The sequence below is a fragment of the Sporosarcina obsidiansis genome (assembly GCF_009651005.1).
Taxonomy (GTDB): Bacteria; Bacillota; Bacilli; order Bacillales_A; family Planococcaceae; genus Sporosarcina; species Sporosarcina obsidiansis.
In genome coordinates this window covers 127,113-146,996 of sequence record NZ_WHVW01000006.1, presented here as the reverse complement: position 1 = coordinate 146,996, position 19,884 = coordinate 127,113, and the positions used below count along the sequence as shown (strand labels likewise).

The following is a 19,884-nucleotide window of genomic DNA, read 5'->3' as shown; positions in this document are numbered from 1 at the left end:
GAACGTAATTACTCAAAAGAAATCATTTCAACTTGAAAGTAGCTGTACAATGTGCGACTAATTCATCGTTTTCATTAAACAATTTCCCTTCAACTAATGCTGTGCTACGGCTACGATTGATCACGGCAGCTTTAGAATAGACGGCTTCCTGCACTACCGGTTTCAAAAATTGTGTTGCCATTTGAATCGTCATCACATCGTCTGAACCGATGGAGCGGCATAACATTCCCATCGTGGTATCTAAAATAGACATGTACATCCCACCATGAATAGTACCGCGCACATTATCATACTCTGGACGATACGGCAAATATAATTCCACATCGCCTTCTTGCAACTTTCTCGTTTGTAAACCAGCAAATTTCCAAAACGGACTTGTCTCAAAATCCTGTCGTACTTTTTCTAAATACTCAATTGTTGTGTCGTTCATTCGATTCCCTCCATGTGAATTAGATGTATACTTATACCATATCGTAATGATGTTATTACCACAATTTTTAGTTTTCCAGACACGCAAAATTTCGACATATTTTTTTCATGAAAAAAGGTTTGATTTTCTGTTGATTTCCTTTATAATGAAACCAATTTCATAAGTTTTTTTAATTTAGGAAGAGTAGCCCTGTGATCAATTCACAAATCCCATCACCTGCTATGTAATAGACTAGAGATCATCCTCTATACGTACATCGTCTTTTATATACAAGCGAACAGAGTAAAGGTCTCTCTCCAATCTGTCATGTTTGTGAGTTGCATGTAGATTGGGGAGGGATTTTTTTATGCGGTCATAGATATCCAAAAAGAATAGGAAGGACTGATGTTAGGGTTGGAAAATAAGCTGAAGCTCTACGGCTTTAACAACCTCACCAAAACTCTTAGCTTTAACATCTATGATGTGAGCTATGCGAAAAGTAGACGGGAGCAAAGTGAGTATATCGCCTATATTGATGAGCAATATAATTCGGATCGATTGACCAAGATTTTGTACGACGTTACCGAGATGATCGGAGCCCATGTACTGAATGTCAGCAAGCAAGACTACGACCCACAAGGAGCGAGTGTCACGTTGATGATTTCGGAGGAGAAATTCCCCGCCTCTCAGATTGACCCTTCTTGTAATCAAGGAGCGATTCCTTTCCCTCCTGATAAAGATTCAGTCGTTAGCCACTTAGATAAGAGCCATGTGACTGTCCACACTTATCCTGAGTATCACCCAGACAACTCGATTGCGACTTTCCGGGTAGATATTGACGTTTCCACCTGCGGAGAAATATCTCCGTTGAAGGCATTGGACTATTTAATTGGAAGTTTTGATTCGGATATTATCACAGCCGATTACAGAGTACGTGGTTTTACACGTTCCGTGGACGGCAAGAAACTATTTATGGATCATTACATGAGATCCATTCAAGATTTCATTGATCAAAAAACATTGGAAAAATATGATGCCATTGACGTCAATGTGTATCAAGCGAATATTTTTCATACGAAGATGCTCATCAAGGAAATCGATTTGCAAGATTACCTATTTAATAAGGATGTTTCTGAACTTCCACCGAAAGAACGGCTTCAAATCTCTCATAATTTACGTAAAGAGATGATTGAAATTTTCAGCGGTTCCAACGTATATGACAATGAATGAGGAGAGAACATTGACACTATCACAACATCGCGTTCCCATTATGGAAGCATTGCAACAGTATCAAGCAGCTCGTGTCGTTCCTTTTGACGTCCCAGGACATAAACGCGGACGAGGTAATCCGGAACTTGCCGCGTTTCTTGGTGAAGCATGTCTTGGCAATGATGTGAACTCCATGAAGCCACTAGACAACTTATGCCATCCAGTATCCGTCATACGTGAAGCAGAAGAGCTGGCTGCCGAAGCATTCGGTGCCAAGCACGCCTTTTTATTGGTCAATGGTACAACGTCCGCAGTTCAAGCGATGGTCATGACGGCCTGTAAAGCAGGTGAGAAAATCATCATGCCGCGCAATGTGCATCGCAGTGCGATCAATGCATTAATTTTAAGCGGTGCTGTTCCGGTTTACGTCAATCCAGGTGTACAGCAGGAACTAGGTATTCCACTTGGTATGGCAGTGGAGGATGTGAAGCAGGCGATTTTAGATCATCCAGATGCTAAAGCGATTCTCATCAACAATCCGACATATTATGGTATCTGTTCTAATCTACAGGCAATTACAGAACTTGCCCATGCTCATGACATGCTCGTTTTAGTAGACGAAGCACACGGCACTCACTTTTATTTCAATGACCAATTGCCTGCTTCTGCTATGTCTGTCGGTGCCGACATGGCCTCTGTCAGTATGCATAAATCTGGTGGGTCACTGACGCAAAGCTCATTTTTATTAATAAATAATGAAGTAAGTGAAGGGTACACACGCCAAATTATTAATTTAACGCAAACAACAAGTGGCTCTTATTTGCTTATGTCATCACTTGATATTTCACGTAAAAACCTAGCATTACACGGGCAGGATATCTTCAATAAAGTGATCAAGATGGCACAGTATACGCGCGAAGAAATCAATAAAATTGATGGCTATTATGCGTATTCAAAAGAATTGATTAACGGTGATACCATCTATGATTTTGATGTATCTAAGCTTTCAATCCATACGAGACAAACAGGGCTCGCTGGTATTGAGGTCTACGATATTCTACGTGATGAATATGATATCCAAATTGAATTCGGGGATTTAGCGAACATTTTAGCTTATATTTCGGTTGGTGATCGAACACTCGATTTAGAACGTCTGGTGGCTGCATTAGCTGAAATCAAGCGTCGCTATAAAAAAGATCCAAGTTCACTATTTGATCACGAATATATCAATCCCGAAATCGTTCAGACACCCCAACAAGCGTTTTATGCTCCAAAAGAAACGATGCCATTAGGAAACTCTATCAATCGCATTGCCAGTGAGTTTGTCATGTGTTACCCTCCTGGCATACCGATCGTGGCTCCAGGTGAGCGTGTGACACAAGAGATCATTGACTATATCGAGTATTGTAAGGACAAGGGTTGTTTCTTAACTGGCACAGAAGATCAACAAGTGGAGAATCTTAATGTAGTGAAGGAGGCGGACTGATGAATCTATGGTATACCGAAGATCATTCACCACATGCTCGCTTTTCTATTCGCGTGGAAGAACATTTATATACAGCAACGAGCGAATTTCAAAAAATCGATGTGTTTCAAACAACTGAATTCGGGAAAATCTTAACACTAGATGGTTATATTATGGTAACGGAAAAAGACGAATTCATTTACCACGATATGATTGTTCATGTTCCGATGGCTACCCACCCTGCTATTGAAAAAGTGCTAGTAATTGGCGCCGGTGACGGTGGAACTGTACGTGAGCTTACTAGATACTCAACGATTAAACAAATAGATATGGTAGAAATCGATCAGCAAGTAGTGGAAGTGTGTCAAAAATATTTACCACAGACTGCCTCCCAGCTTACCGATCCTCGGGTGAACTTATTTTTTGAAGATGGATTAAAGTTCGTCCGTCAACAAGAAAATGCATATGATTTGATCATAGTTGATTCAACGGATCCATTCGGCCCCGGCGAAGGTCTCTTCACAAAAGAGTTTTACGGCAATTGCTACAAGGCGCTAAATGAAAAAGGGATATTAGTGAATCAACACGAAAGTCCTTTCTATGCAGAAGATGCACGTGGAATGCAACGAGCACACAAAAGTATTATGGGATTCTTCCCTATCTCTAAAGTCTATCAAGCTCATATTCCAACTTATCCATCAGGTCACTGGTTATTTGGTTTTGCTTCCAAGAAGTACGACCCAATTGAGGATTTGCATGCAGACACTTGGAATGCACTTGATCTGAAAACGAAATATTATAATACCAAATTGCATGTCGGCTCGTTTGCGTTGCCGAACTATGTAAAGGAGCTACTGATCCATGCTAAATAAAAATATTGAAACGTTTCTAGGCTTTGAAGCTGACTATGAAGAATCTTCCTTAGTCATCTTCGGTGCACCGTTCGATTCCACCACGTCATTTAGACCTGGCACACGTTTTGCTAGTAAAGTAATGCGTAGCGAATCATTTGGACTTGAAACATATAGCCCCTATCAAGATGCTGATCTCACAGATTATTCTCTATTCGACGGTGGTGACTTGGAACTTAGCTTCGGCAATACAGAACGAGCATTAGAACAAATCGAGCAGTTCACTGCGCAAATTTTAACCGATAACAAAATCCCTTGTATGATCGGTGGAGAGCATCTCGTTACATTGGGCGCTGTCCGTGCTGTAGCCAAAAAATATCCTGATTTGCATGTCATCCAGTTTGATGCGCATACAGATTTGCGTGAAGATTATTTGGATCAGCGTTTATCTCACGCAACTGTAATCCGAAGAATTTGGGATCTACTAGGAGACGGCAAAATTTATCAGTATGGAATTCGTTCTGGTGATCGTCCCGAATTTGAATGGGCTAATAAACAACATGTCTTCATGAATAAATTCAATTTTGACGGACTCGAAGATACGGTAGATAAGTTACAAGGAAAGCCTGTCTATTTGACAATCGACTTGGACGTGCTTGATCCTTCCGTCTTCCCCGGAACAGGCACACCGGAAGCGGGAGGCGTCAGTTTCCTAGACCTTCTGCAAGCTATTTTGACTGTCAGTGGTTTGAATATCGTAGCTTGTGATGTCAATGAACTATCTCCTGTTTACGATCAAAGCGGTGTTTCGACTGCTGTTGCATGTAAAGTATTACGGGAATTAGCAATCGCAATTAACAAAAATTCATAAATTGGTGGTGTTTTTAATGGGAAAAGCATTAATTATCGGAGCTGGCGGCGTAGCCAGTGTAGTGGTTCACAAATGTTGTCAAGTACCTGATGTATTCGAGGAAATTTGTATCGCAAGCCGTACGAAATCAAAATGTGATGCACTAAAAGAAAAACTTGATGGCGGCCGAACAAAAATTCAAACGGCACAAGTAGATGCAGATAACGTCGCAGAATTAGTAGAATTAATCAATGAATTTAAACCAGATATCGTGATTAACGTTGCTCTACCTTATCAAGATTTAACGATTATGGATGCTTGTCTTGAAACGAAAGTGGACTATTTAGACACAGCGAACTATGAGCCACTAGATACAGCAAAATTCGAATACAAATGGCAGTGGGCTTACAAAGAAAAATTTGAAAAGGCTGGTATTACGGCATTGCTTGGAAGCGGCTTCGACCCTGGCGTAACCGGTGTATTTTCTGCTTATGCCCTCAAACATTACTTTGATGAAATCCACACAATTGATATTGTAGACGCGAATGCAGGTGATCACGGCTATCCGTTCGCAACGAACTTCAATCCAGAAATCAATATTCGTGAAATCACTGCAAACGGACGTTATTGGGAAAATGGCGAGTTCATAGAAACAGAGCCTCTTGAAGTGAAACGTGTCTATGATTTACCTGAAATCGGACCAAAAGATGTGTACTTGCTATATCATGAAGAACTAGAATCATTGGCTAAAAACATTACAGGTATTCAGAAAATCCGTTTCTGGATGACATTCTCTGAAAAATATCTAACGCATTTACGTGTACTTGAGAATGTTGGGATGACGTCTATTGAACCAATTGAATTTGAAGGACAGCAAATCGTTCCGTTGCAATTCCTGAAAGCGGTACTGCCAGATCCAGCTTCTCTTGGACCTCGTACAAAAGGGAAAACAAACATCGGTTGTATTTTCCAAGGTACAAAAGATGGCGAGCCTAAAACATATTATGTCTATAATATTTGTGACCACCAAGAATGTTATCGTGAAGTTGGTTCCCAAGCGATTTCATATACAACAGGTGTCCCTGCGATGATCGGCGCGATGATGATGCTAACTGGAAAGTGGAAAAAACCTGGAGTCTTTAACATTGAAGAATTCGATCCAGATCCATTTATGGCAGCACTAAACGAATACGGTTTGCCTTGGCATGAAGACTTCAATCCAACATTGATTGACTGAGGAGAATGACATGAACTTTGATGTACAAGCAGTGCCCTCCCCTAGCTATGTAGTAGAGGAGCAGCTACTCATCCGTAACTTAGAAAAAATGAAATATGTCATAGATCAAACTGGCTGCAAAATTTTACTAGCTCAAAAAGGATTCTCTATGTTTGAAGTATATCCACTAATTGGTCAGTATTTGAACGGAGTAACTTCTAGTGGATTACTGGAAGCGCGGCTCGGTTATGAAGAAATGGGCAAGGAAGTGCATACGTACGCTCCAGCATTTCATGAAGATGAATTTGAAGAGATTCTCTCGTATTCCGATCATTTGGTATTTAATTCATTCGCTCAGTGGAATAAGTTCAAAAATCAAGTACAGACCAATGAAAAACATATCGAATGTGGAATCCGAATCAATCCAGAGTACTCAGAAATCGAAGTCGATATGTACAACCCTTGTTTTGCACATTCAAGATTCGGTGTAACACTGGATGATTTCGAACCTGATCAGCTCGATGGTATTAGTGGTCTACACTTCCATACCATGTGCGAACAAAACTCCGATACATTATGGCGTACAATTCAAGTCGTTGATGAGAAGTTTGGTCCATATTTAGAAAAAATGAAATGGATCAATTTTGGTGGCGGTCACCATATTACACGTCCTGATTATGATATCGAGACATTGATTCGTTCCATCAACTTCATGAAGGATAAATACGGACTAGACGTCTATTTGGAGCCGGGCGAAGCTGTCGCACTCAACACAGGCTTCCTAGTCGCCACAGTGCTCGATACATTGCACAATGGCATGCCCATTGCTATCCTTGACGCTTCGGCTTCTTGCCATATGCCAGATGTATTAGAGATGCCATACCGTCCAGAAATCATAGATGCTAGCATGCCCAATGAAAAAGCCCATACGTATCGGTTAGGTGGTCCTACTTGCCTGGCGGGAGATGTGATTGGAGACTATTCATTTGACGCACCTCTGCAGCCAGGTGATCGTCTCGTATTTTGTGATATGGCTCACTATTCAATGGTGAAAAACAACACATTTAACGGTGTCAACTTGCCTTCCATTGTACTTCATACAGCCAATAATGAAATAAAGGTTGTTAAACAATTTGGATATGAAGACTTCAAAGGTCGTTTATCTTGAAAGAAATCCCGATTCGCATGTTGGCGAATCGGGATTTTCTATAGGACTTATAATAAAAAGAATCCAATTCCCATAATTACATATGCAGCAAATAACGTCAGACCTTCAAACCAGTTAGATTCTCCATCGTGACAAATATTAACGACTAAAAATGTCGCCGTAATCATCGCCGTCAGTTCCGGCCAAGTAAATACAAGTGGCATCGCTTGCGGCATCATCAGGGATATCAACACCAAAACTGGGGCAACGAACATGGCGATCTGTAAAGTTGAACCAATTGCGATTTCAACAGAAATGTCCATTTTATTTTTCATCGCCATCGTGATGGCAGAAGAATGTTCTGCTGCATTCCCTACGATTGCTACAATAATGACCCCGATAAATAGTTCTGTCCACCCAAACTTTTCGCCCAGCGTACCAAATGTGTGTACCAACTTTTCGGAAACAAACGCCACGGCAACTGTTGATAGCAATAAAATAAGAATGGATTTCTTTTTCGTCCATTCGGGAACTTCTTCTGTCTCATGCGTCTCTGAACCGTATACTCCTCGGTGAGTAAATAATTTAAAAACTAATCCAGCCAAATACAAAGCTATCAGAATCACAGAAATACCAATACTAAGATTCAAAGTGGTTTTCTCATTCATCGTCATCGTAAATACTTCCGGTATCACAAACGCAACAACAACTGCGAAGATAAGCATAGCTGAATTGTAACGAGCATCATAAATACTGAAATTTTGACGCTTATGCTTCAGACCACCTGCGAAAAATGAAAGTCCCAATACGAGCAACAAGTTTCCTAAAACAGAACCAGTCAAAGAGGCCAATACAATGCCAACCAAGCCCGCTTTCAATGTAAATATAGATATAATAAGTTCTACCGCATTACCGAATGTAGCATTCAACAAACCGCCAATTCGCGGACCACTCACAATCGCTAAGCTTTCCGTAGCTCGTCCAATAAAAGCTGCGAGCGCAACAATACTGATACAGCATAGGGCAAACATCCATAAATCTGGCCAATGTAAATAGGAGCCAATTAATACAAGTGGCACACCTACAAAAACCAAAATAGTGAATACTTTTTGCAATTCCTCCACCTCATCTACAACCTAATTTCTTTTATCCTTCCCCAATGTATAAGCAGGCAAACAGATAGGTACAAATTTCGTGCACAAATTTAAAAAGCGAAATGCCAACTCTCTGGCATTTCGCTTTACTATCTTTCGTTTTAGTTAAGTTGAAGATAAGGTTTTTTCACATTTGATAATACCAATTTCAACTCCTTCAGTTTTTCAATCACAACTTGCGATTCTTCGGTAACCCTTGTCAAATAACTCTCTGCAGCTTCTTTATTGCCACGATGATGTTGCTGTACCGCTTTCGTGGCCAATTCGTGGATATGGACAAACGGTCGTTCCAATTCCTTATATGCTTTTTCAGTACCTAGCAGTTCTTTTCCTATACCGTAATACCACTCGCCTAGTCGGGAAGTACGTGCCGATCCTACATCTTGTTCAGTCATACTTTCAAATCCGAGAAGCATATTAAAAATTTTCCAGCGCCACAATAAATGATCTGTGATAGCTAACTCAATGATGTCTTCTTGACTAATAATCATATTTTTTGAAATGGTGTCCGCACGATATTGATCAATCATTTTGCTCAGTTGATAGATTGCAGAACCTGTGTTAAATACAATATCTTTACTATGTTTCATTGTTTCTAGGATCGTTTGATTACGAGCAGACACATCGGTGGCAGATAAAACTTGATTCTTCGATGTTGAGGAAATTTCTTCAAATCGAGAACCTTGTTGCTGGAGCTTTTCATTAAGTTCAGACAGCGCCTCCGTAATCTGTAACGTGTCATTCACCCCTTGATGAAGATCCTCTGAAAATTGATCTGTTAATTCACTGATGCCGTGCGTGATGTGCAAAAGTTCTTCGATATCAGTATGAATGGACTGCACAGACACTTTGGTATCATCCGCCAGTTTCCTAACTTCTTCCGCCACTACCGCAAAGCCTTTTCCAGCTTCTCCAGCTCGTGCCGCCTCAATAGATGCATTTAATGCTAGCAAATTCGTCTGATCTGCAATTCCTTTAATGAATGTCATTAGTTGCGCCACACTATTCACATGCTGCACTAACTTTTGTATGTCCTCTTGCATTTTCTTTTGACCCGTATCTGTAGTCTGCAAAATCTTAGACACCTGGTGAAGAGACTCTAAATCGCTATTCAATTCCAATAAAGATTGTTTTGTATCAATTGAAATATCTTCTACGGAAGTAGCTATTTCTTCTATACTAGCATCCAGGTCATGCATAGAGTCATTCGCTGCGATAATTTCCTGTTGTTGCATATTTTGGAACTGTATCAATTCCTTTATCGATTCCAATTCCGTGTTATAGGTAATAATATCTCCTAACCCATTGACAACTGAACCCGCCTGAATCTCAATATACGTTTCTACTACAATCTGCTGATCAATTGTTACAAGACTTTCATAGGCTAATAAAACTTCCGACAGTTTGGATGGATCACGTGAAAACTCTTTAACAATCAACGGGATAATGAGCTGATTAATTAACGTATAAGCGGAAATCATCCAGTTAGGTAGCACACCAATCCGAGCGTGAGTATACGCTATTTTCCGTCTTTTAAAGACATATTCAATATTCAGCTCATCTTCAAACAAGCTAAGGAAATGGGCGTCAAATAGCTTTTTCAATCGTTCAACTGATGAGTGATTCATAATGATTTCATTGAAGGCGGGAATTGATAGAAGACGTTCATAGAATTTCTCCAAAATTTCATGATGGTTTTGTTGATAAATCTTTTTCAAATGAGCAACCGATTCTCTTCGCACATTGGTCAGCGCCAAAAAATTCAATTTCTCTTGAAATCTAGCATTGGCAAGAATGTCTGAATGATTTGCAGAAGAAAAGTAATCAAATTGTTTTTTCGGTCGTTTAGTAAACATATAAGCGCTCCCATCCTTCTCAGTTCATTAGTCTTATCGACATTTCAAAAAAACATCTAACTCTAATCTGTAATAGTAAATAAAACTTATAATAAACATATATTTACACCTACTATAAGTTCTTTTTTACTAAATTGTCAATAGACTTTTCATGAAATATCTCACTTTTCTTTTAAGTTAGTAAAAAGACTGAACCATGAAAGGTACAGTCTTGGTGATGAATGATTTGCCATTTATTTTTCCGGTTTACTTTACGTTAATTGCCTTAATCGCAGTATTATATTCTTCTCGTAACGTCTCTACGATCTACTTTGTCGTTTCCCGCTTCTTAAGTGTTGTAACTTCCTGACCTGCAGACCAAATATCACGCCATGCTTTTGCGTCCACCATTTCGGAGAGATCCACTCGTCTTTTGATTTTAATTTACTTGGGGCAATCCCTTGATTGATCATGCTAAGAATCGTGTGCAAAGATAAGCATAGTGCGCCCATTAACTGTGTTGCTGCAACATCTGTATAGACAAGACCTCCATATTGATGCACAATTTCCACCACTTCTCCTGGATGCCCATGCGAAGTAATGACAATCGGTGGTTCATATTTACGTATCAATTCTAGCTCATCTGCGTACCTCGTAGTTTGAGTCATATGGCAAATAAAGTTTACAAGCTCATGAAGCGTCTCTAATTCCATCCTTCACTTCCTGTAGCCAACCTGCACATGCTTCTATAGGTCTCGCATATATAACGGAAATGATCCAACCACTCCGGCTTTTCCAGATTCAATGACCATACGCGGAGTCGAAACTAAAAACATGGGTGCTACAATGATAGGTAAATTGCTCATCATTCAACTTCCCCTCTTTTCAATTTCTATGAATATATCAATATACCGTTAAATTTTCAAATGAATTCTGAATATAAAAAATCTTTTCAAGTTTGCTACTTGAAAAGATTTTTTATTCGTTAACTTTTCATTTTCGGATCCAATGCATCACGTAATCCATCGCCCATTAAGTTAAAGCCTAGTACAGTCAACATGATCGCGAGACCTGGAAAAATCATCGTCCAAGGAGCATTTTGCAAATAATCCTTGGAATCTGCCAACATTTTCCCCCATTCAGGCTGTGGAGCTTCTGCCCCGAGTCCAAGGAATCCTAAAGCAGCCGCTTCTAAAATTGCAGTTGCAATGGCTAATGTCCCTTGTACAATGACAGGTGCCATCGAGTTAGGAAGAATATGCGAAAACAGAATTCGGAAATCTTTCATACCAATTGCCTTGGCTGCGGTGATATATTCATCTTCCTTAATACTAAGCACCTTAGATCGGATTAATCTCCCGAAGTTCGGCACGTTGATAATTGCAATTGCAATCAACGCGTTACGCAAACTAGGTCCTAATACGGATACAATTGCAATTGCCAAGAGAATAGAGGGGAATGCGAGCATAATATCGAATATCCTAGAGATAATCGTATCCACCCAGCGTCCATAATAGCCTGCTATGATGCCAAGAAAACTACCAACCACAATCGAACCTACTACTGAGAAAAATCCAACAGATAATGAGATCCGTGCCCCGTGAATAATCCGGGAAAAAATATCACGACCAAAGTCATCTGTACCGAACCAATACTCTGAAGAAGGAGGTTGTAGCCGATCCGCCATCATCTGTTCATTTATTCCTTCTTTTGCAATCAGTGGACCAAATAAAGCGAGTAAGATAAAAAATAGAACAATAACAGCGCCAACGACTGCCACCTTGCTCTTGCGAAAACCGACCCAAGCTTCGCGCCAAGGGCCTGTTGTCTTTTCTATTTGTACTTCTGCAACTCCATCTACCTTAGGCGTTAATTCTGACATGAACTGTTCCTCCTTCCTCAATCATACTTAATCCTTGGATCGATCAGTCCATATAGCAAGTCGACGATTAGATTAATCATGACAAAGATAAATGCAACGACTAAAATTCCAGACTGAATCACTGGATAATCTCTAAAGTTAATTGCATCGTAAATATAACGACCAATGCCTGGCCATGCAAAGATAGTTTCTGTTAAGATGGCACCACCTAGAAGTAGTCCCATTTGCAAGCCGACAACTGTCAAAACTGGTATGATGGCATTTTTCAATGCATGCTTATAGACTACCCAGAACATTTTCTGCCCTTTCGCTCGTGCGGTACGTATATAATCAGAACGCATTACTTCCAACATACTAGAACGAGTCATTCTAGCAATGATAGCCATCGGAATCGTAGCCAGCGCTAGTCCAGGTAAGATCAAATGTCGAAGTACTTCCCATAATTGATCAAACCTACCCTGGATAATCGTATCAATTATGTATAAATGCGTAATCGCTGTAACTGGGTCTCTGACATTTTCACGACCTGTAGTCGGAAGCCATTGAAATTCTAAAGCAAATGCCCACTGTCCCATAAGACCTAACCAAAAGATAGGCATAGATACTCCCACTAATGCCAATACCATTGCGGTGTAGTCAAACCATGAATTCTGAAACCACGCGGAAATGATTCCTGCATTAACACCTACAATGACTGCAATAATAATAGCAAATAAAGCTAATTCTAAAGTAGCTGCCAAGTAAGGCCAAATTTCATCCGCCACTGGTAGGCGTGTCCGCATTGATTCACCTAAGTCACCTTTTAAAATGCCTCCAAGATAACTAAAGTATTGTGTATACCATGGCTGGTCAAGTCCTAATTTAATAGTTAACGCTTCAACCGCTTCTTTGGTCGCTTGTTGCCCCAAAATAACTTGTGCTGGATTACCAGGAATTGCGCGAATCAACATAAAAACTATAAATGTCATACCAAGCAGGACAGGAATTAGCTGTAGAAGTCTTTTTACTGTATAGTTGAACAACTCTTTCACCCCTCCGGCTCATATCATATACATGAATCAAAGAAAGGGAGAATGCAAGCTTCTCCCTCTTCTTTATTCATGCAATCTAGCTAATTCTTATTTAAATTCAACGTTTGACAACAAATCAGAACCAGTAGGATGCGGTTTAAATCCTGTTAACTCTTTCACACCCCCCAATAACGGGATAGAGTGAGCAATCGGTACCCAAGGAGCCTCTTCATGAAGAATTTCCTGTGCTTGCTTATAAAGTTCGTTTCGCTTGTCCTCATCAATTTCTGTTTGTGCTTCTAGGAATAATTTATGTGTTTCTTCGTTCTTGAAATACGTATAGTTATTGCTTCCGATATTATCTTCATCTAGAAGAACATATAAGAAGTTGTCTGCGTCTCCATTATCCCCTGTCCAGCCAAGCATGAATGCATCGGCTTCTCCTTTGCTTGCCTTATCAAGGTAGGTTGCCCACTCATATGAAACAATCTTCGCTTTGATACCGACGTCAGCCAAGTTACTTTGAATGACTTCCGCAACTTTCGTGCCGTCTGGCATATATGGACGCGGAACAGGCATCGCCCATAGTTCCATCTCAAATCCATTTTCAAGTCCTGCTTGTTTCAATAATTCTTTTGCCTTTTCTGGATCGTAAGGATATGCTTCGATCGCTTCATTATAACCTGAAATCGATGGTGGCATAGGATTATTGGCAATTTCAGCACGTCCTTCGAAGAATGAATCAATAATCGTTTGTTTATCAATTGCATAGTTCAATGCTTGACGAACTTCTTTTTTGTCAAACGGCTCACGAGTTACTGTTAATCCTAAGTATCCAACGTTCATAGAAGGACGCTCAAATAACTGTAACTTGTCATCGCCTTCAATTTTCACGCCATCTGCTGGGTTAATGCCGTCTGCCAAGTCAATTTCACCAGAAAGAAGTGAATTCAAACGAGTAGAGTTATCCGGAATAACTGTGAAAATTACTTTATCCAATTTCGGAAGACCATCTTGCCAATACTCTTCGTTCTTTTCAATCGTAATTGTTTCATTTGGCTTCCACTCTACAAACTTGAATGGACCTGTACCGACCGGGTCACGCTCATACGCATCGTCACCTTTTTCAAATGCAGTCGGGCTTGAAATTGCAAACATGCTCATCGCAAGATTTTTCAAGAACGGTGCTTGTGGACGTTTTAACTTGATAACGACCGTATGATCTCCATCCGCTGTTACAGATTCAATGACATGGCTCTCGTCGTCTTTAAATCCACCGAACATAGAGTTGTAGTAAGGGAATGTATCCGCATCCCCATTAGCCCAACGTTCAAAGTTTTTAACGACTGCTTCTGCGTTAAAATCTGTACCATCGTGGAACTTAACTCCTTCTTCCAATTGGAATGTATACGTCAAACCATCCTCACTTGGTTCCCACTCTTTCGCAAGACCTGGTTGTACGGTTGTATCCTCTTCCCCAAAGTTTAATAACGTTTCAAATAGATTTATAGTAACTTTAAATGTTTCCCCTTCTGTTACACGAGATGGATCAAGTGATGTAGAATCTCCGCCCCGTCCAAATACTAATGTCTTTTTCTCACTTCCACCTTTATCTGCAGCGTCTTTACCTTTATCGCTGCTCCCCTCTTTGTCATCGCCGCCTGAACAAGCTGCTAGTGCAGTTGATAAGACGAGAAGCATGATCAAAGCGAGCGACCACAATTTCCCTTTCCTCATACCAATCCCTCCAATTGTTTTTTCTTATCTATATCATCGTTGCCTTCCTTCGTATACAGATGGCAGGCAACAGAATGACCGGTGTTTTCCTCTGTTAACACAGGGGTTACTTTCGTGCATACGTCCATTTTAAATGGACAGCGTGTATGGAAAGAACAACCACTTGGCGGATTCGCTGGGCTCGGCATGTCCCCCTCGATAATAATTTGTTCTTTTTGATGATTAGGATCTGGAACGGGCACAGCTGATAATAACGCTTGTGTATATGGATGAAGAGGCTTGGCATACAACTCTTCACTTTCCGTGATTTCCACAATCTTTCCTAAATACATGACAGCTACTCGACTGCTAATATGACGTACAACCCCGAGGTCATGTGCAATAAAAATATATGTCAAATTAAATTCCTTCTGTAAATCTTGCATTAAGTTTAGAACCTGCGCTTGAATCGAAACATCTAATGCAGAAACCGGTTCGTCTGCAATAATCAATTTCGGATTGGTCATTAGCGCTCTGGCGATCCCAATTCGCTGACGCTGTCCACCACTGAACTGATGGGGGTAACGCTTTGCATGATACTCACTGAGCCCAACGATCTTCAAAAACTCAATTACTTTTTCACGACGTTCTTTTGCATTGCTGACTCCATGAACAATGAGTGGTTCCTCAAGGATTTTACCAATCGTATGCCGCGGATTTAAGGAAGCATAAGGATCTTGGAAGACCATTTGAATATCACGACGTACCTTCCTAATTTCATTTGTTGATAGAGAGTTTAAGTCTCTCCCTTCAAATTCCACAACGCCCTCTGTCGGCTCTAGTAAACGCATTATTGTTCGGCCAGTTGTCGATTTGCCACAACCGCTCTCTCCCACAATTCCAAGTGTTTCCCCTTCATTGACAAAAAATGAAACATCATCGATCGCTTTGACGTAACCAACTGTCTTGCCTAGAAGTCCCTTACGGATCGGAAAGTATTTTTTTAACCCTTCAACTTTTAGCAGTGGCTTGGTCATTTGATTTTGTCACTCCTTCTTGTTCATCGTATAAAAAGCATCTTGTCTGGTGAACATCGGAGTTTTTATATAATTCCGGTGTTTCTTCCCAACACCTATCGAAAGCGCTTTCACATCTAGCTGCGAATCTGCATCCTTTTTTAATAGAACCTGGTTTTGGTACATTACCCGGAATTGAGTATAAACGTTCCTTTTTATCACGCATATCCGGCACCGACTGAATTAAACCACGCGTATAGGGATGGCAAGGATTTTCAAAAATCACTCGGGTAGGTGCTTCCTCAATGACTTGTCCCGCATACATAACAACCACTCGTTCACAGGTTTCCGCCACTACTCCCAAATCATGAGTGATTAATAGAATAGCCGTATTCATACGATCATTCAATTCACGCATTAATTTCAAGATTTGCGCTTGAATCGTCACATCCAACGCAGTTGTTGGCTCATCTGCAATGAGCACTTTCGGATCACAAACAAGAGCCATCGCAATCATTACTCGCTGTCTCATTCCGCCTGAAAGCTGGTGTGGATACTCTTTCATGATTTCTTCTGCTCGCGGTAATCCAACTAACTTTAGCATTTCGATCGCACGGTCTTTAATTTGCTTTTTTGACCATTTTTTCTCGTGAAGAGAAATCGCCTCTGTCATTTGGTTTCCAATGGTAAAGAGAGGATTTAACGAAGTCATTGGTTCCTGGAAAATCATTGCGACATCTTTGCCGCGAATTTCTCTCATTTCCTTCTCCGTCTTTTTTAAGAGGTCTTGATTCTCAAACAGTATTTCTCCCCCTGTGATCTTTCCTGGTGGATTAGGTACTAACTGCATGATAGATAGCGAGGTTACACTTTTCCCACAACCTGACTCTCCAACGATCCCTAAGATTTCTCCTTCTCTTACATAAAAGTCTACATGATCTACAGCTGGAATTTCTCCGGAATCTGTGAAAAAGGTCGTCTGCAAATCCTTTACTTGAAGTACATTCTTTCTTTCGTTCATTTGCTCACCTTTTTCTTTTTTTCTGAAATAACTCATTAATCACTATTATACTTTTTTTCTTTCTAAACGCAAGATGCTTTTTTAATAAAATGTTTTATTGAAAAAAATCTATAAAAACAAAAGAAAACACACAGAAGAATGTTGCAACTGTGTGTTTTCCCAAGATAATGACTAGTTTGTATATTATATTTACTCTATACAACGCATAATTATTATGACTACCAAACAGATCTACCTTGTACAAAATGAGGTGCTTGTAAGCCCAATAATTTGTAAATGCTTGGCGCTATATCTATCATAGAAATTCTATCCCTCAATTCACCAGATTTTATCATAGGACCTGATGCATAAAAAATCGGTCGTAATGTTTGTCGCTCTGGATCTCCGCCGTGACTTCCTAGTTCCTCTGTCGGCTCAATTGCTATTTCTGCATCTTTCCCCATTAAATAACCAGGAGCAGCCATCAAAAAGACATCTCCGCTATTTTCATTGCTCATGTCAGCATAAGCTAACATTTCGGGTGTTAGTACTTGCTCATATGGCTGTAAGATAACTTTTTTATTTTCGAGTAAAAATTTTGCACTTGGGTAGGAGTAAGCAAATGTATTTCTCCCAGTTAACCATTGAAGGATAGGTTCACCACCACGGGAAGGTTTTTTCGATAGATTTGAAAAAATTTTACTATTAGTAAAGACTTTCATTACCTGTTGTTTCACATTTTCAAATTCTTCAGGCTCTACGATTCCTTTTTTCTCTCGACCTTTCAAATTCACATACACGTGGGCAATCGTACCGCTCGCTTCCGCATATGCTTTCGTCTTGGAAACAATAATCTTTCCCTCATTGTCTGTCGTTAACAGCCCTGCTTTCTCTAGCTCTTTATTTGGCGAAATTCGTGTATGTATCGGATCCATCCCATGATCGGAGACCAACAGTAAATGGTCATTTCTGTTGAGATCACTCGTGATTCTTCCGATGGTGCGATCCGCCTGTTTAAAAGCCCAACTGACATACGTTTCTTTTTCTAGTACATTTCCTACAGTGTAGCCGGGTTGTGCTGGATCTCTCAACATAAATTCATGTAATTCATTGTCGATATGTGGGTAATAGTAAATCAATAAATCAGGAGTATACCGTTCTTTAATATATAAACTGACGTTCGTCACCCAGTCTATAAATCGTTCACCTGCTTGTTCATATTCTTCCCTTGTAATCTCACCTTTCTTGAATGCTGCTGTCTCATCAGGTGCTGGATAAAAACCGAATTCTGAATAGATTTCATCTGTAAAATTTTCAGGACCTCTATAAATTCCGCCCATTACAGTGCCTTGAAATAACTGAAGTTCATCCAAATTTTGCGGATTACCTTTGAATTTCACGTAAAACCCCGTGCTATCCATCGAAGGAACATCCAGTGAAACAGCTTGCCAATCTTTCCATTCTACTTGCTGTCCCACTTTCTTCTGATCAGTCGACAAATATATCGCTGGTTCGTTCTCATCAGTCACCAGGACATATAACTCTTGAGATGGCGCATTCTTAATATGTAATGAAACGACAGCCTCCTGGACAGCAAGATGACCAGATGATAGTTCATCCACACGCTCATCATCAATTGGGGAAAATTCCAAGTCATGCAATTTTGATTCCGCTAGTGTTCCGCCAGAATACACCGCATATGTAGCAGCCGAAGCGTTATCTGGATTCGATTCCGGGAAAGCCACAGTGGCTGTCACCTTCCCCTGATTTTCAGCTTCTTTCCAAATAGGTGTGACACCTAACGTCTGGGAAAATCCACTTTGTCCTTCTTTCACTTTTTCGCCTGCAGAATGAAACTCATTACTAACGATGCCCGTTTCCGCCGGGTTTGCACCTGTAGCCATCGCTGCATGAGAAGGAGCAGTCAAAGAAGGCATGACCGTGACGAAATCTGTCGCATAGGCTGCCTTTTTCTCGTACGCTTTAAGATTTGGCATGATTCCTTTTTCTATATAACGCTGTGCATCCATATAACCTAGCCCATCGAATGAAACTACACTGATCGTACCTTCTGTTTCCATAGCGGACGCAGAACGATTCATACCATCAGCAAGTAAACTAATTAAAATTATTACCATAAAGACCATCATTCGTTTCTTCATACCGATATCCCTCTCTTTGTTGCACTATTCCCCGCAAGAAAAAAAGGTAAACTTGCTAACTAAAATATATAAGTAACTTACAAGATGATCCCTTTAACTCGTATATATATGATGCATATAGAATGTTTCGCTATTTTTCAGTCTTTACTTTTTGGTCTCCCACTTTTAACCCCCAATTTTACCTCCATCCAATTTAAGGCTGCTAGATCTATACAAACCAGATCTAGCAGCCCGTCTTTCTCGTTTAATTGAGAATACGAATTTTAACTTCTCTTACTCCCCACTCCATCGCACGCTTATGTGAAGGGATAAACACGTCAATTTTATTTCCTTTAATCGCCCCACCTATATCGCCTGCAATTGCTTCTCCATAATTCTCTACCCATACTCTTGAACCAATCGGGATCACTTTCGGATCAACAGCTATAACTTTTTGGCTAGGGTCGGTTCGTAAATCCTGCCCCGTAAAGGTAGTACCCGAACAACCTTCACAATATGCAGTATAAGCTGTAGCTGTCATGGTCATTTCTTTGGTCGCCGCTTTTTCATCGACTACCGCAACAACAGGAGTAGTTCGCTTAGTTTTTTTACCTTGTTTTAAATTAGTAGATTCTTGAACGACAATTAATTCATCCCCTGGATAAATAGTGTTTGACGTCAATCTATTCAAGTTCATTAACGTTTCTACAGAAAGTCCATGGTTATAAGCGATTCGGTATAGCGTATCTCCGTCTTTCACTGTATAGTTTTCAGCTTCCACTTGCTTATCTACTAAATCAACAAACAAGTTGTCTCCATCCCGCACTTTCCCTAACTCCCCAGCCTTCACTTGTAATGGGGCCAAAATGAAAAGTAGAACTGCTAGTAAACTTAAAGATATTTTCAACAAACTTCTCCTTCTTTCCTTTTAAGATTTTCCACAGTCTTGACTAACTGCTTGAATCTCATACAGAAATAGGGGA

At 40.2% G+C, this 19,884-nt stretch carries 17 protein-coding genes; 6 read left to right on the top strand and 11 right to left on the bottom strand.

Annotated features, from left to right (window positions below; translation table 11 throughout):
* Positions 1 to 22: 22 nt before the first annotated feature.
* The gene (locus GD002_RS07420) at positions 23 to 430 is read right to left on the bottom strand and encodes a PaaI family thioesterase (protein ID WP_153731712.1); all 408 of its coding nucleotides are present in this window, start codon (positions 428 to 430) and stop codon (positions 23 to 25) included.
* A gap of 384 nt (positions 431 to 814) precedes the next feature.
* Between GD002_RS07420 and speD the strand changes: the two genes are divergently transcribed.
* The 6 genes from speD to nspC are packed head-to-tail and all read left to right on the top strand — an operon-like array spanning position 815 to position 7,168.
* Entirely contained in the window at positions 815 to 1,639 is an 825-nt protein-coding gene (gene speD / locus GD002_RS07415; RefSeq protein WP_153731711.1) for an adenosylmethionine decarboxylase, read from the top strand.
* Entirely contained in the window at positions 1,632 to 3,104 is a 1,473-nt protein-coding gene (locus GD002_RS07410) for an aminotransferase class I/II-fold pyridoxal phosphate-dependent enzyme (protein WP_408020083.1), read from the top strand. Before speD ends, GD002_RS07410 begins: the two co-directional genes overlap by 8 nt.
* Positions 3,104 to 3,955: a polyamine aminopropyltransferase gene (speE, locus tag GD002_RS07405; RefSeq protein ID WP_153731709.1), complete on the top strand. Its 852-nt coding sequence runs from the start codon at positions 3,104 to 3,106 to the stop codon at positions 3,953 to 3,955. Before GD002_RS07410 ends, speE begins: the two co-directional genes overlap by 1 nt.
* Complete coding sequence (speB, locus tag GD002_RS07400) at positions 3,945 to 4,805, top strand: agmatinase (RefSeq protein WP_153731708.1); 861 nt, start codon at positions 3,945 to 3,947, stop codon at positions 4,803 to 4,805. Before speE ends, speB begins: the two co-directional genes overlap by 11 nt.
* A 16-nt stretch (positions 4,806 to 4,821) precedes the next feature.
* Positions 4,822 to 6,021: a saccharopine dehydrogenase family protein gene (locus GD002_RS07395; protein WP_153731707.1), complete on the top strand. Its 1,200-nt coding sequence runs from the start codon at positions 4,822 to 4,824 to the stop codon at positions 6,019 to 6,021.
* Positions 6,022 to 6,031: 10 nt separating this feature from the next.
* On the top strand, positions 6,032 to 7,168 hold the full coding sequence (gene nspC, locus GD002_RS07390) for a carboxynorspermidine decarboxylase (RefSeq protein ID WP_153731706.1): 1,137 nt from the start codon (positions 6,032 to 6,034) through the stop codon (positions 7,166 to 7,168).
* A 47-nt stretch (positions 7,169 to 7,215) separates the two neighbouring features.
* Here the strand turns inward: nspC and cax are convergent, their stop codons facing one another.
* The 10 genes from cax to GD002_RS07340 all read right to left on the bottom strand — a co-directional run bounded on the left by cax (position 7,216) and on the right by GD002_RS07340 (position 19,808).
* A complete protein-coding gene (gene cax, locus GD002_RS07385) occupies positions 7,216 to 8,262 on the bottom strand; it encodes a calcium/proton exchanger (RefSeq protein ID WP_153731705.1) in 1,047 nt (348 codons plus the stop codon).
* Between the two features lie 140 nt (positions 8,263 to 8,402).
* Positions 8,403 to 10,157 carry a protoglobin domain-containing protein gene (locus tag GD002_RS07380; protein WP_153731704.1) on the bottom strand — a complete coding sequence of 585 codons (1,755 nt, stop codon included), beginning with the start codon at positions 10,155 to 10,157 and terminating at the stop codon, positions 8,403 to 8,405.
* A gap of 299 nt (positions 10,158 to 10,456) precedes the next feature.
* Positions 10,457 to 10,849 carry a nitronate monooxygenase family protein gene (locus GD002_RS07375; RefSeq protein WP_153731703.1) on the bottom strand — a complete coding sequence of 131 codons (393 nt, stop codon included), beginning with the start codon at positions 10,847 to 10,849 and terminating at the stop codon, positions 10,457 to 10,459.
* A 272-nt stretch (positions 10,850 to 11,121) separates the two neighbouring features.
* Positions 11,122 to 12,018 (bottom strand): nickel transporter permease, encoded by an 897-nt coding sequence (gene nikC / locus GD002_RS07370; protein ID WP_153731702.1) that lies wholly within the window; start codon positions 12,016 to 12,018, stop codon positions 11,122 to 11,124.
* Between the two features lie 17 nt (positions 12,019 to 12,035).
* Complete coding sequence (locus GD002_RS07365) at positions 12,036 to 13,040, bottom strand: ABC transporter permease (protein WP_153731701.1); 1,005 nt, start codon at positions 13,038 to 13,040, stop codon at positions 12,036 to 12,038.
* A 96-nt stretch (positions 13,041 to 13,136) separates the two neighbouring features.
* A complete protein-coding gene (locus GD002_RS07360) occupies positions 13,137 to 14,765 on the bottom strand; it encodes an ABC transporter substrate-binding protein (RefSeq protein ID WP_153731700.1) in 1,629 nt (542 codons plus the stop codon).
* Positions 14,762 to 15,781: an ABC transporter ATP-binding protein gene (locus GD002_RS07355; RefSeq protein ID WP_153731699.1), complete on the bottom strand. Its 1,020-nt coding sequence runs from the start codon at positions 15,779 to 15,781 to the stop codon at positions 14,762 to 14,764. The genes GD002_RS07360 and GD002_RS07355 overlap by 4 nt, the downstream gene beginning before the upstream one ends.
* Positions 15,756 to 16,781 (bottom strand): ABC transporter ATP-binding protein, encoded by a 1,026-nt coding sequence (locus tag GD002_RS07350; protein ID WP_153731698.1) that lies wholly within the window; start codon positions 16,779 to 16,781, stop codon positions 15,756 to 15,758. Before GD002_RS07350 ends, GD002_RS07355 begins: the two co-directional genes overlap by 26 nt.
* 218 nt (positions 16,782 to 16,999) lie before the next feature.
* On the bottom strand, positions 17,000 to 18,922 hold the full coding sequence (locus tag GD002_RS07345; RefSeq protein ID WP_153731697.1) for an alkaline phosphatase family protein: 1,923 nt from the start codon (positions 18,920 to 18,922) through the stop codon (positions 17,000 to 17,002).
* A gap of 244 nt (positions 18,923 to 19,166) precedes the next feature.
* On the bottom strand, positions 19,167 to 19,808 hold the full coding sequence (locus GD002_RS07340; RefSeq protein WP_228548323.1) for a 3D domain-containing protein: 642 nt from the start codon (positions 19,806 to 19,808) through the stop codon (positions 19,167 to 19,169).
* Positions 19,809 to 19,884: the final 76 nt, after the last annotated feature.